At 54.6% G+C, this 11943-nt stretch carries 13 protein-coding genes; 7 read left to right on the top strand and 6 right to left on the bottom strand.

The window, feature by feature from the left end; all coding sequences use genetic code 11:
* The first annotated feature begins 29 nt into the window (after positions 1 to 29).
* From SIB68_RS06105 to SIB68_RS06095, 3 genes are read left to right on the top strand one after another with little or no spacing between them, the layout of a single operon-like run.
* Positions 30 to 638 carry a DUF2232 domain-containing protein gene (locus SIB68_RS06105; protein ID WP_063400301.1) on the top strand — a complete coding sequence of 203 codons (609 nt, stop codon included), beginning with the start codon at positions 30 to 32 and terminating at the stop codon, positions 636 to 638.
* A complete protein-coding gene (locus tag SIB68_RS06100) occupies positions 610 to 1821 on the top strand; it encodes a nicotinate-nucleotide--dimethylbenzimidazole phosphoribosyltransferase (RefSeq protein WP_063400089.1) in 1212 nt (403 codons plus the stop codon). Before SIB68_RS06105 ends, SIB68_RS06100 begins: the two co-directional genes overlap by 29 nt.
* 29 nt (positions 1822 to 1850) lie before the next feature.
* Positions 1851 to 2870, top strand: a complete 1020-nt coding sequence (locus tag SIB68_RS06095; protein ID WP_063400090.1) for an ABC transporter substrate-binding protein — start codon at positions 1851 to 1853, stop codon at positions 2868 to 2870.
* On the opposite strand, the gene SIB68_RS06090 is transcribed toward SIB68_RS06095, so the two are convergent.
* The gene (locus SIB68_RS06090) at positions 2859 to 3995 is read right to left on the bottom strand and encodes an aldo/keto reductase (protein ID WP_063400091.1); all 1137 of its coding nucleotides are present in this window, start codon (positions 3993 to 3995) and stop codon (positions 2859 to 2861) included. The genes SIB68_RS06095 and SIB68_RS06090 overlap by 12 nt on opposite strands.
* On the bottom strand, positions 3992 to 4588 hold the full coding sequence (locus SIB68_RS06085) for a bifunctional nuclease family protein (RefSeq protein WP_196757104.1): 597 nt from the start codon (positions 4586 to 4588) through the stop codon (positions 3992 to 3994). The genes SIB68_RS06090 and SIB68_RS06085 overlap by 4 nt, the downstream gene beginning before the upstream one ends.
* A gap of 69 nt (positions 4589 to 4657) precedes the next feature.
* On the opposite strand from SIB68_RS06085, the gene SIB68_RS06080 reads away from it, so the two are divergent.
* Complete coding sequence (locus tag SIB68_RS06080; protein WP_063400092.1) at positions 4658 to 5320, top strand: riboflavin synthase; 663 nt, start codon at positions 4658 to 4660, stop codon at positions 5318 to 5320.
* A gap of 92 nt (positions 5321 to 5412) precedes the next feature.
* Positions 5413 to 6003 carry an HdeD family acid-resistance protein gene (locus tag SIB68_RS06075; RefSeq protein WP_063400093.1) on the top strand — a complete coding sequence of 197 codons (591 nt, stop codon included), beginning with the start codon at positions 5413 to 5415 and terminating at the stop codon, positions 6001 to 6003.
* A 103-nt stretch (positions 6004 to 6106) separates the two neighbouring features.
* Here the strand turns inward: SIB68_RS06075 and SIB68_RS06070 are convergent, their stop codons facing one another.
* The 4 genes from SIB68_RS06070 to SIB68_RS06055 all read right to left on the bottom strand — a co-directional run bounded on the left by SIB68_RS06070 (position 6107) and on the right by SIB68_RS06055 (position 9682).
* Positions 6107 to 6469, bottom strand: coding sequence for an AbrB family transcriptional regulator (locus SIB68_RS06070; protein WP_011825310.1), 363 nt, complete (start codon positions 6467 to 6469; stop codon positions 6107 to 6109).
* A 95-nt stretch (positions 6470 to 6564) separates the two neighbouring features.
* Positions 6565 to 7188 (bottom strand): heme-copper oxidase subunit III, encoded by a 624-nt coding sequence (locus tag SIB68_RS06065; protein ID WP_063400094.1) that lies wholly within the window; start codon positions 7186 to 7188, stop codon positions 6565 to 6567.
* Positions 7185 to 8861: a cytochrome c oxidase subunit I gene (gene ctaD, locus SIB68_RS06060; RefSeq protein ID WP_063400095.1), complete on the bottom strand. Its 1677-nt coding sequence runs from the start codon at positions 8859 to 8861 to the stop codon at positions 7185 to 7187. The genes SIB68_RS06065 and ctaD overlap by 4 nt, the downstream gene beginning before the upstream one ends.
* Positions 8858 to 9682, bottom strand: a complete 825-nt coding sequence (locus tag SIB68_RS06055) for a cytochrome c oxidase subunit II (protein WP_063400096.1) — start codon at positions 9680 to 9682, stop codon at positions 8858 to 8860. The genes ctaD and SIB68_RS06055 overlap by 4 nt, the downstream gene beginning before the upstream one ends.
* Before the next feature lie 299 nt (positions 9683 to 9981).
* Here SIB68_RS06055 and SIB68_RS06050 point away from each other — a divergent pair, with 299 nt between their 5' ends.
* Positions 9982 to 10905 carry a COX15/CtaA family protein gene (locus SIB68_RS06050; RefSeq protein WP_063400097.1) on the top strand — a complete coding sequence of 308 codons (924 nt, stop codon included), beginning with the start codon at positions 9982 to 9984 and terminating at the stop codon, positions 10903 to 10905.
* The gene (locus SIB68_RS06045; protein WP_063400098.1) at positions 10898 to 11899 is read left to right on the top strand and encodes a heme o synthase; all 1002 of its coding nucleotides are present in this window, start codon (positions 10898 to 10900) and stop codon (positions 11897 to 11899) included. Before SIB68_RS06050 ends, SIB68_RS06045 begins: the two co-directional genes overlap by 8 nt.
* Positions 11900 to 11943 lie beyond the last annotated feature (44 nt).

Below are 11943 nucleotides of genomic sequence, written 5' to 3'. Positions count from 1 at the left end.
AACCCATAAGCCGTCGCCAGGCCCTGAGAATGATGGAGACTTCTTACCTTGCGGCTGCTTCAGCTCTGATCTGGGTGGCGCTCTATTACCTCCCTGTTGGTGGAGCCCTATTTCGGCTGGCGTTGCCGTTGCCTTTAGCCCTGCTGCATGTGCGTCGCGGTTCTAAGGCAGGGCTAGAGGGCGTTGCCCTGGCGGTGCTTTTGTTGATTGCCTTGATGGGGCCTGTTCGTGGTCCCTTGGTGCTGTTCCCTTATGGCCTTCTATCGTTCTGGCTTGGCTGGAGTTGGCATCGTGGGCTGAGCTGGTGGGTGAGTTGGGGGTGTGGAGTTGTGATTGGAACAGCGGGTTTTCTGGTAAGGGTTGTGGTGCTGTCGCTTTTGGTGGGTGAGAACCTTTGGGTGGTGATCACCCGAGCAGGATCAGGTTTGCTTGATCGATTGGTGGACCTGCTCAATCTGCCTTTGGCCCCAGATCTCAATCATGTGCAGCTGATGGCCTTTGCTTTGGTTGTTTTTCAAGAGTTGGTCTACGTGCTTGTTCTTCATGCGCTGGCCTTCTGGATTTTTCCTCGGCTGCAGGGACCAATTCCTGAGCCCCCCAGACTTCTGCATGGCCTCGTTGCCCTGGATCCCCTCTAATCTCAAGCTGGGTTCGCCTCCCAGAGGTCTACCTTTAGGTTGTAAAGCCTTTGGTGCAGGTGCGTCTCCAGCCGCGCAGGAGAGATGGTTAAGGCCCTGGCGGGATGGGGGTCTGGGGTTTTCTTTGCTGTTGGTGTTGGCTGGCACGCGTACTGCCGAGGTGGAGGGCATTTCGGCGGCAGGTGCTACCTCAGCTGCCCGTCGCTACACAGCTGTGGCAGATGCGGAATTGCTGCTTAAGGGCCCTGATAGGCCAAGGCTGTGCTCGCTTCCACCTCTTCCTGCAGGGATCTCACCGGCCCTGATTAGTTATGTTGCCGCTCGTTGGATTGGCGTAGACCCGTTGGTGGCGGCGGTGGGCTTAACCCTGTCGCCACCATTCCCCCATCTGCGCCTGGAGGCGCCGGGAATGGGTCCGGCTACTTGTTTGAGTACTGGGGAGGCGATGAGTCTGTCGCGTGTGCATGCTCTCTGGCAGCGTGGCTTTTGCCTTGGGCGAGGTCTTCGTCGTCCTTTGGTATTGGCCGAATGTGTCCCTGGAGGAACGACCACGGCTCAGGCTGTACTCACCGGGCTTGGCTTGCAGGTTGCTGATCTGATCAGTGGTAGTGCTCGTCAGGTACCGATGGTCTTGAAACAGGAGTTGGTTGATCGTGGATTGAGTAAAGCGGCCTTGGGGTTTAACCCTCCACCTCAGCGAGTGATTGCGGCCTTAGGTGATCCTTTTCAGCCCGTAGCTGTTGGGCTGCTACTTGGTGCAAGAGAGGCTGGTCAGCCTGTCATGCTTGGCGGTGGCAGTCAGATGGTGGCCGTGCTGGCTCTGGCCTTGGCAGCTATGGAACCATTCCATCGCCAGGACATGGTTGATGGGATTGTGCTGGGTACCACGTCTTGGCTGGCAGAGGAGGCTAAGCGTTCAGATGGCCGGCAAGGTGCACTTGAGTGTCTGATCGATTGCGTAGGGGAGTCTTTCGGTGTTCGCCTTTTGGGCTTGGCCACAGGGCTGCGTTTCCATAACAGTCAGCATCGGGCTCTTCAGGATTATGAGCTTGGATATGTCAAAGAAGGTGTTGGTGCTGGAGCCCTGGCGCTATTGGCTCAGCTTCAAGGGGCTTCTTGTGAGCAGCTGTTGGAGGCGTGTGATCAAGCTATGAACAAATTGTTGGGGACGTCTTGCTCATGAGCTTTTCTCTGCCCCGTAGGGTCTGATCGATGAGTGGCGCCATGCTTGAACAAAGGCAGCTTGGACGAAGAGAGCTGCTAAAACTGGGCTTGATGGCTGGGCTGATGGGCTTAGCGAGCTGTGGACGTGCCTCAGCAATCCCTTTGTTGAGAGCAACTCCGGAAACGTTGCCAAAGAAATGGCGGCGCAGTTTGCCCGTGCCTTGGAGCTATCAACCGATTGAAGTTGATGCAGGTAGAAACCCTTTCATCGCCGCACTCGAGCAGGGCAATGACCTTTTGGCTCTTGGTGATGGCTGGCTGACGAGCTTGCCCGAAAAAGCCTTGCAGCGGATCGAAGCGCCTGGGCTTCAAGACCGGCTCGATGATCAGGCGAGGGCTTTTGAAGCCAGCCTGGGACCAGCCCTTCAGTCTCGAGTGCTGCCTGTTGGGGTCAGCCCCTGGGTGTTGCTCTTTCGTCAGGGTGATCCTTGGGCATTACAGGCAAGGTCTGGCTGGCGGGTTTTGTTAGACCCGGCTCTTAAGGGGCGGGTGGTGTTACCCCAGAGCCCCCGTCTTGTGATGTCTCTGGCTGAGAGGATGCAGGTTGCTGATGGATTGCGGCAGCTGCGTGCTCAGGCCTACACCTTTGATGATCGGCAGGGCCTCAACTGGTTAATTCAAGGGAAAGCTCGGGTCGCGGTATTGCCGCTACAGCGCTGTTTGCCGAGCTTGCGTCGGGACCCAAGGCTCAGCGTGGTACTCCCCAACAGTGGAGCTCCATTGAATTGGACTGTTCTTGTGCGGTCTGCCTTGACTCGGGAGCCATTGCCACAGCAATGGGTCGAGCAGTCTTGGCAGGAGCCTCTGCTGGGACAATTGCTTGCCGGTGGTTGGATCCCTCCCTTGCCACGTGCAGAGTTGCGTCTTGCTTTAAGAGCGATTCCTAAGGCCTATCGCTCCATTGTGTTGCCATCCAAGGAGGTCTGGTCGCGTTGTTGGTCCTTACCAGTGCTTACAGCTGTTCAGCAGATTGAGCTCGATCAGCGTTGGAGCCAATCAACCCCATAGCCTGCGCCTGGGAGCTGCCGCTAGGCGTTGGTGCGTGTCAGCGAGGAGATCCGGGATCGGCAGGTGATGGGGACAGCGGGGTAGGCATTCGCCACAGCGCTCGCAGGCGCTGCCATCAATACCTTCCCACCAGTGTCCTGCTCGTCCGATCAGGTTGTAACGCTCTTCTGTAAAGGCTTGAAGGTTATGGCCTACGGCCAGATTTCGTAGACGTAGTAGATCTGGTATGGGTACAGAATTTGGGCAGGGCAGGCAGGCTTTGCACTGGCCGCAGCGATTTTTGCCTAGGCGGCGCTCACCTTGTCGGCGAAGTTGGTTGAGGGCTCTTTGCTCGCGTTGATTGAGTGGCCCATCGGCGTTGGCCAACTGCGCAGCAAGTGTCAGGTCCTCTGGCTGAGCAGCACCAAGGCTGAGGGTGCTGATCTTTGCAGCCAGCAGGAAGCGATAGGCAAGTTGGAGAGGCGAGAGTGGGCTGCAGTCCTCAACCAGGGTTGGGCTTGGGTCTTGAAGCCGTCCTCCTTTATCAGCAGGGGAGATGGCCATCACACCCATGCCTGATGCAAGGGCCTCCTGTGCCAGGGGAATACGTTCGGGATCTAGGAGGTGCAGGTGCAGGCTGCAGAATTGAAAACGACCGCTTGCTAAGGCTTCCTTGATGAGGGGAAATGAGCCATGGCTAGTGAATCCCACTTGGACAACAAGACCCTCTTCCTCAGCCCAACGCAGTAGCGCTGCGCCGTCTCCCCTTAGGGCCCACTCCAGGTGCTCAGGGCGATTGAGGCCATGAACTGCAAGGTTTTCAAGCTTGGGTCGTCCAAGTCGCGCCAAAAGGTTGTGCAATTCGCACTGCCCTTCTTTCAGGCTTAGCCCTGGCAGAAGTTTGCTGGTGATGACCCAGCCTCCAGAAGGTTCAGCTTGGTTGTGTTGCAGCTGTCGCAGAGCAGTGCCAAGAAAACTTTCTGCCGGGCCATAGGCCGGGGAGGTTTCGATGTGGTTAATGCCTGCGGCCTGGGCAGCTTTAACAACCCCATACATTTGCTCGACTGAGCCGATTGCCCTCATCGTCCCAAGGGTGAATATGCTCACTGCCGGTCCCCGACCAAAGGGGCGTCGTATTGGCATCATTCCTGGTGGTCGGGATCGGGATCGGGATCGGGATCGGGAGAATTGAAGGGTTCGTCTGTTTCACTTTCACGGGTTTGGAGGTGACGGACCAGAGCCGCAGGACTCACTTCATCAAGGAAGCGGCGGAATTCGTTCTGATCTTCTGCGTCAGCCTCGGCATCTACAGGAATTGAGGCTTCTGCTACGACCTCCTCGAGCATCCAGATGCTGCTTTTGGTGCGGACTGCAAGGGCGATGGCATCACTAGGACGAGCATCAATATCAAGCAGCAGTGTTGATTCCTCAGGAGTCTTCTCTTCCTTCGGTTCTTCCTCTGATGCCTTGAGACGAAGTTTGAGTACAGCCTGGAATGTGTTGTCTTCAATCGCGTGGATGATGACCCTCTCAAGTTGAAGATTTCCTGCTTTGAGCAGGGCCACCATGAGGTCGTGGCTCAGTGGTCTTGGTATAGGTGAGTTCTGAATTCCGGCCATGATGTTGTGCGCCTGGGCTTGATCGATCCAGATCGGCACCTGTCTTCGTCCGGATGGATCCCTGAGCAGCACGATTGGGCTGCGGCTGGACGCGTCTAGTGCGAGACCGGCAACGCTCATCTCGACCACTGACCCCCCATCCCCCTTTTGTCCGATTATGGCCAGTGATGTTGCCACATACGGCCTGCCATGTTTACGGGGCTAGTTCAGGCGGTGGGACGGGTGCAGCGTCGAGCGACGGGCTTGTTGGTGCAAGGCTGTTCCCCATTAGCACCTCTGGCAGAGGGAGACAGTGTGGCTGTTGATGGGGTCTGCCTGACGGTGGCTGAATTGATCGCAGATGGTTTTCGTGCTGATGTCAGTGAGGAGACGCTTTGTCGAACCAGCCTTGGGGCCAAGGCGGATCGCGGTGGGGTTGTGAACCTTGAACCAGCCCTGCGCCTCTGCGACCGTCTCGGAGGCCATCTGGTCAGTGGCCATGTTGATGGATCTGGAGAGGTGGTGGCTCTGGATGCTCTCTCAACGTCCTGGTATCTGGAGGTCTGCTGGCAAGATCCTGCCTTCGGACGCTATGTCTGCGAAAAAGCCAGCATTGCTTTAGATGGCATCAGTCTCACTGTTGCGGGATGCGTTGAAGACGGCAGCCGGTTTTGGATAGCGGTGATAGCTCATACCTGGACGAGCACGTCTTTGCAACAGTTGGAGGTTGGATCTGTGGTGAATCTGGAGGCCGATCTGTTGGCCAAATACACCGAGCGTCTTTTGGCAGGGGCGCCTCATTTGCCAATGGCAAGTAACCGGAACACTCAAGAGATCTCAACGGAGTGGCTGGCCAGCCATGGGTGGAGCTGAGTCGCTAAGCCTTTTCCACATGGATCTTAGAAAGCATGGCCGGATCAGGAGACCCTCAATAGCGTTCAGATGCTGTTCATTTTGAACATTTCATGATCGTTGATGAAAGTCAGGATTCTTTGGTCACTTTCAAGGCCTTTGCGATTGCTGAAGGCATTGTGTTGATCGTGCTTGGTGTGTTGGCTTTGATCTTTCCGGTGGTCGCTGCAAGTTGGACGACCGGGTTGATTGCTGTGTTGTTTCTGGTGGGCGGCATCGTTGGCTGGATTAGCAACCTTGCTCGCTCTTCCCGTATGGCCCGTTGGGTTTGTTTTTGGCGTCTAGTGGTATCAACACTGTTCTTGGTAGCAGGCGCATCGATGATCTCCAATATGAAGAACCCTGCTGAAGCAGCTGTTCAGGTGGCGACATTTGCCTTGGCGATTGGCATCGTGTTTTTGGCAGAGGGTGTCGTGGCTTTCTGTACTGGACTGGCTCACGCAAAACGCACTGGGTCTGGCTGGGCAATTGCCAATGGGGTGATTACTTTTATTCTTGGCTTGTTGATTGTGACTATGAAGTTTTGGCAGCTGTCGTGGGTACTCGGAGTATTGGTGGGAATCAGCTTTCTGTTTAGTGGCATTGACTTGATTGCCTTTAGCTCAACCCTGCACGACGACAACCAGCCCCCTGCACTCACCTGAAATAGCTAAAAAAGATCTATTCAGTTGTGCCAATTGCTAATTTTCGGGTGTCTCTAAGGCGATGTTGATGATGGAGAGACCAAAGCATTAAGGAGGGGGCAAATTACTTCTTGTCACCCTCATTTTCTAGTGGTAGCAACCAGATAGCACCTGATTCTCGGTGGATTTCGATTCGGAACTCTTGACCAGGTTCTAGGCCGAGTCTGCGTGTATAGGCGTGCCCAATAAGCAGGTTGCCATTTCCGTGGACTCGAGTGCGAAACTCGGCCTGCCGACCGCGGGAAGCCGCTGGCCCTCCACTGCTGGAGGGAAGCTTGTAACCCTTGGCTTCCACGAGAGCTCGATAGAAACTCTTGCGCAAGACACGTCCACTTGGCCCCACGTATCCGCAGCCACGAGCAATCTCATCCTCAGGACGGTTGCTGAGTGACCTGGCCTTGTCTAGAAGTTCTTTTCCGACGAGCATTTCGCCAGGTTTATTCGTGTTGATTCTGACGAATTCTTCCGACTGTGGCAAGTTATTTTTCGAACTTCTCTTGATTGAGATGTAGGGCCTTGGCTTTAGAGAAGGTAGAAGATGATGAATAAGATCACCCAGATGCCGTCTACGAAGTGCCAATAGAGCTCAGCGGCTTCGAGGGGGAAATGGTTTTCACTGGTGACACGACCGCCTGGTGAACGCGCCTGCCACCACACGATCAATATCATGATCGTCCCTAGGGTGACGTGTAGCCCGTGAAAGCCTGTAACGGCATAGAAGGTGCTGGCGTAAAGGTTGTCTGTGAGGCCAAATGGCAGTGTGAAGTACTCGACCATTTGGCTGGCTAGAAAGGCCAGCCCAAGGCCAGCAGTGATGAACAGCCAACGTTGACACTGGCCTGATTGATTGCGCTTCAGAGCTTGGCCAGCTCGATGGAAAGTGGCGCTGCTCACGAGGAGTAACACCGTATTCAAGGTGGGGAGGGGCAGCTCTAATTCATAAACCGCATCAGGTAGCAGGGGATTGACAGCCCGAAATGTGAGATAGGCGACAAAAAAGCCCGCGAAGGTCATGCCATCAGCCACTAGGAAGGTGGCTAGGCCGAACATGCGGTGATCAGCATGTTCCTCTCCAAGCTCAGCATGTTCATCTGCTAGATCAGCCTGCTCCTCATAGTCATGGTCGATCGTTGGAAGGGATGTCATTGGCTTTTGCTTCCTAGATCACTATCAATGTTGCTGGTTTTTTCTAAGTTGAGCTGCTCTTCAGGTACGCCATAGCCATAGGGCTCTGTTACCAGAGGGGCTTTGCCTCTCCAGTTTTCCACTGGTGGTGGGGAGCTGGTGAGCCATTCAGGAGTAAGCGCCCTCCAGGGATTGTCTCCGGCAATGGGGCCGCTTAATGCACTCTGCACGACGTTCCAGAGAAAGGGCAGCGTGCTGATGGCCATTAGCAAGGCCCCAACACTGCTGATTTGATTGATTACGGTGAATTGCGGGTCGTATTCCGCAACACGGCGGGGCATGCCGTTGAGGCCTAGCCAATGCTGTGGGGCAAAGCAAAGATTGAAGCCGATGAAAGTGATTAAAAAATGAAACCGCCCCAGAGACTCATTGAGCATGCGCCCAGTGAATTTTGGATACCAGTGATAAATAGAGGCAAAGATCACAAACACCGAACCTCCATAGACGATGTAGTGAAAATGGGCAACAACAAAGTAGGTATCATGCACGTGAATGTCGAATGGAACTTGTGCAAGTGCTACGCCAGTAATGCCGCCAAGCACAAAGTTGACAATGAAGCCACAGGAGAAAAGCACAGCACTGTTTAGAGAGATGCGACCTCCCCAGAGTGTTGCCAGCCAGTTGAAGAACTTAATTCCTGTAGGTACGGCAATGAAGGATGTGGCAATGGTGAAAAAGAGGCGCATCCAAGGAGGTGTTCCACTGGTGAACATGTGATGTGCCCAAACCACGAGGCCAAGGATCACGATGGTCATGATTGAATACACCATTGAGGTGTAGCCAAAAAGTGGTTTGCGGCAGTGAACAGGAAGGATTTCGCTGACCAATCCGAAGGCTGGCAGCACCATGATGTATACAGCTGGGTGGGAATAAAACCAGAAAAGATGTTGGTAGACGACTGCGTTTCCGCCCAGGCTGGGGTTGAAGAATCCTGTATGGGCAACGATGTCGAAACTTAAAAGAACCAGTGTTCCAGCTAGTACTGGCGTGGAGAGCACCACCAGGATGCTTGTGCCGAGCATCGCCCAGCAGTACATGGGTAGTTGCATCAGCTTGAGCCCGGGCTGCCGCAGCTTGAGGATGGTGGCGATGAAGTTGATGCCACCAAAGATTGAGCTACCGCCAAGCAAGAGAACACTGAGAATCCATAAGATCTGTCCTGCGGCCGGGGTGGTGATACTCAGCGGTGGATAGGCCGTCCAGCCGGATTGAGCAGCACCAGTAATGAAGTAGCTACTGATCAGCAACAGGCCAGCTGGAGGGATCATCCAGAAGGCCACGGCATTGAGTCGAGGGAAGGCCATATCACGGGCTCCCACGTAAAACGGAATAAGATAGTTGCCGAAGGCACCGTTCACGACCGGCACGATCCACAGGAAGATCATCACCGTGCCGTGCAGCGTTAGCACCTGGTTGTAGACATCCCTGGCCATGAAGTCGGCAATGGGGCTGGCTAGTTCGATGCGGATGGCGCCACCAAGCACTCCGCCGATTAGGTAGAAGATGAATCCGCAAACCAAGTACTGCAGACCGATGACCTTGTGGTCAAGGCTGAAGCTGAAGTAACGCAACCAGCCAGTTGGTTGAAGACCATCTGATTGCTGTTTGCTAGGAGGAGAGATAGCAACCGTCATGCTTCTGAAACCGTTGTTTTGGAGTTGTTGCTGAACCAGGTGTCGTAGTCACCGGGCGCTTCGACAATCACTTTCGTATGCATGTTCCCGTGGTATGGACCGCAGAGTTCGGCGCAGATGATTGGATAGCGGCCTGGCTTGGTTGCTGTGAAGTTCAAGAGAGTGGGCTGACCAGGAATGATGTCTTGCTTGATGCGGAATTCGGGAACCCAGAAGGCATGGATGACATCCTTGGATTCCATGCGCAATGTCACAGGTTGGCCTAGAGGCACGTGCAACTCACCTGAAATGATGTCGCCTTGGGGATAGTGGAACAGGAAGGCATACTGCATTGCGGTGACTTCCACCGCTAATGCGGTAAGGCTGTTGTCAGCACTGGAGGCATCGGCGACAGAACCGATCCCTCCCCAGATTTGTTCCTTCATGTCCATCATCTGATGGTCATGGGCGTCATGGGCTAATGGAACCATTCCGCCCATGCGGTCGTAGATGTCGAAGCTGTAAAGCCCAACAAACAAGACGACTACAGCAGGTACAGCTGTCCAAAAGATTTCAAGAGGGAGATTGCCTTCAATCGCCAGGCCGTCATCCAATTGGCCAGGACGTCTGCGGAACTTAATCAGGCTGAATACAATCAGCCCGACAATGCCGAGAAAAAGGATTGCCCCGATGCTGAAAAGGACTCGGAAGAGTTCGTCGTATACGGGTGCATTCGCACTTGCATCAACAGGGAGCAGATTGACGTTCTGGCCAATCCATAGGCCTCCAAGTACAAGGGCAATGACCAACGCCAGCGTCAGGATGGCAAAGGGAGTCCGCACGGAATCTATTTGGATCTTTTAAGGCTATGGAGATCGCTCCAAGGCAACATGCAGTGATTATTAAGTCGTCGCAAATTTTGCAAGAAATCCTTATTTTGCAAGGTGTCTGATGAAGTTAGGTTTTTTTGCTTGAGCGCTTCTGTCAGGGATGGGTGATTTGGCGACCAGTGTTGATGTTGCAGTCGTCTAGACAAGGTGAATCTGATGATTCAATCGCTACATTCTCAGAGATAACAAGCCTGATCTTTGGGATTAAAGCTGCTCCATCGATTTACAGCCTTTCATTCTAGCATAGTAGCATGATGTCGTCTCTGCCTCGGGTTCGCTGGCGTCTTGCTCAGCTGGCTGTTCATCTTGTCGTTGCCTTGATTGCGCTGGTTGTGATCGGAGGCGCAACGCGTGTGATGGAGGCAGGGTTGGCTTGTCCGGATTGGCCTCTCTGTTACGGCTCTCTTCTGCCTGGGCGTCAGATGAATGTCCAGGTTTTTCTTGAGTGGTTTCATCGCCTTGATGCCTTTGTGGTGGGCCTTGCCCTGTTAGCGCAATTAGGGGCTGCTTTTTTTTGGCGTTCTCAGTTGCCCGCTTGGCTTCCCTGGGTCTGCGGCGGCCTGGTGGCTTTAGTTTTAGTCCAGGGAGCTCTTGGAGCCCTGACTGTCTTGCAGCTTTTGCCTTCTGGTGTGGTGACGGCGCATCTGGCATTTGCTCTCACACTTGTGGCGGCGGTGAGTGCTCTAGCTCAGGGCTTGTTGTCCTCTTCTGTTGAGTCACCGCCTTTGTGGTGGCGCTTGATGGGTGGAGCCTCCTTGTTGGCAGTGATAGGTCAGTGTCTTCTTGGTGGTCGTATGGCCACTGCCTGGGCGGCCCAGCGTTGCCTGAATGGCGGACAGGCCTGTCAATGGCTGGATTGGCACCGTAGTTCTGCCACACCCGTTGCAGCATGCGTAGTGATCTTTGTTGGCACTGCTCTCTTGGTCGGTGGCTGGCCTCGACGCCAGTGGCCTTTTTTGATATCTGCTTTAGGACTTGTTGTGACCCAGGTAGGCCTTGGATTTCTTACCTTGCAGCTTGGACTATCCCAGCCCGCAGTGACGGTTTGCCATCAGCTAGTTGCAACTCTGCTTGTGGCCTTGCTTGCAGCCCTTACCTTCCGTAATCCGGAAGGATCTCCTTTGGCGGTGTCTGCCGTTGGTGATGCATCCTCGATAGACCATTCTCATGGTTAGTTCAACGCCAGAGATGCTCCAGGGGGGGGTGACCCGGGAGCAGATCGTGCCTTCTCGCAAGCGGATCAAGCTGCCAGCTTGGTTGGAGATTGCCAAACCACGCTTAATTCCACTGCTTTTGGCAACAACCCTTGGTGGGATGGCGCTATCTGAAGGTTGGCCCCTACCTTCTCTCAGGCTGGCCTGCACCCTAGGAGGAGGGGCTCTGGCTGCTGCTGCTGCTGGTGTTCTCAACTGCATTTGGGAACAGGATCTTGATGGGCGCATGCAACGCACAAGTGGTAGGGCTTTGCCTTCAGGACGCTTGTCTTCAACTGCGGCGTTCATCGGTGCCATCTCTTGCACCTTGGCGGCAGCGGCTCTGTTGGTGAGTGGTGTGAACTGTCTTGCGGCTGGCCTGTCTTTGCTGGGTCTGTGCAGTTACGTGCTGCTTTACACGGCGATCTTGAAGCCCCGCACGCCCCAAAACATTGTTATCGGAGGGGTTGCTGGAGCGATCCCCCCTCTCGTGGGTGCGGCTGCGGCCAGCGGGCATGTGGGCCTTAGTGGATGGTGGTTGTTCTCCCTGGTAATGCTTTGGACCCCAGCGCATTTTTGGGCACTGGCCCTGTTGCTGCGAGACGACTACAGAGCTGTGGGGATCCCTATGCTTCCTGTTGTTAAGGGCCCTGTGGTCACAGTCAGAGCCATTTCTCGTTATGGCTGGGCCACGGTTCTACTCAGCGGTTTTGGTGTCTGGGCCTTGCCGGAGGGGGGCTTGCTCTACGGACTTTTGTTGATCCCTTTCAATGCTCGTCTGCTGCAAATGGTTCATCAGCTAGGTGCTGCTCCGGAGAATGTTGATCGAGCCAAGGGGCTCTTCCGTTGGTCGATCTTCTATATGTTTGGTATCTGCCTTCTTCTGGTGGTGAGTCGTTTGCCCATGGCGGCTAATTTTGATCTTCAGGCCTGGTCTTTGCTTCAGCAGATGGCGAGCAGCGGGCAGTTCATCTAAACAGAAGTCACTAGAGACCCCCAGGAGGGTCTGGGAGCCCTATA

Origin of the sequence: Prochlorococcus sp. MIT 1323 (assembly GCF_047304905.1) — a bacterium.
GTDB classification, from domain to species: Bacteria; Cyanobacteriota; Cyanobacteriia; order PCC-6307; family Cyanobiaceae; genus Prochlorococcus; species Prochlorococcus marinus_D.
The sequence above is the reverse complement of the archived record's forward strand: the minus strand, read 5'-3'. Positions and strand labels throughout refer to the sequence as shown.

Bases quoted from the DNA above. Each gene is read 5' to 3' on its own strand.
- SIB68_RS06075 (WP_063400093.1), top strand. From the start codon at position 5,413: ATGATCGTTGATGAAAGTCAGGATTCTTTGGTCACTTTCAAGGCCTTT.
- SIB68_RS06065 (WP_063400094.1), bottom strand. From the start codon at position 7,188: ATGACATCCCTTCCAACGATCGACCATGACTATGAGGAGCAGGCTGAT.
- SIB68_RS06090 (WP_063400091.1), bottom strand. From the start codon at position 3,995: ATGATGCCAATACGACGCCCCTTTGGTCGGGGACCGGCAGTGAGCATA.
- SIB68_RS06045 (WP_063400098.1), top strand. From the start codon at position 10,898: ATGGTTAGTTCAACGCCAGAGATGCTCCAGGGGGGGGTGACCCGGGAG.
- SIB68_RS06085 (WP_196757104.1), bottom strand. From the start codon at position 4,588: ATGAGCGTTGCCGGTCTCGCACTAGACGCGTCCAGCCGCAGCCCAATC.
- SIB68_RS06100 (WP_063400089.1), top strand. From the start codon at position 610: ATGGCCTCGTTGCCCTGGATCCCCTCTAATCTCAAGCTGGGTTCGCCT.
- SIB68_RS06050 (WP_063400097.1), top strand. From the start codon at position 9,982: ATGATGTCGTCTCTGCCTCGGGTTCGCTGGCGTCTTGCTCAGCTGGCT.
- SIB68_RS06095 (WP_063400090.1), top strand. From the start codon at position 1,851: ATGAGTGGCGCCATGCTTGAACAAAGGCAGCTTGGACGAAGAGAGCTG.
- ctaD (WP_063400095.1), bottom strand. From the start codon at position 8,861: ATGACGGTTGCTATCTCTCCTCCTAGCAAACAGCAATCAGATGGTCTT.
- SIB68_RS06080 (WP_063400092.1), top strand. From the start codon at position 4,658: ATGTTTACGGGGCTAGTTCAGGCGGTGGGACGGGTGCAGCGTCGAGCG.
- SIB68_RS06105 (WP_063400301.1), top strand. From the start codon at position 30: ATGATGGAGACTTCTTACCTTGCGGCTGCTTCAGCTCTGATCTGGGTG.
- SIB68_RS06070 (WP_011825310.1), bottom strand. From the start codon at position 6,469: ATGCTCGTCGGAAAAGAACTTCTAGACAAGGCCAGGTCACTCAGCAAC.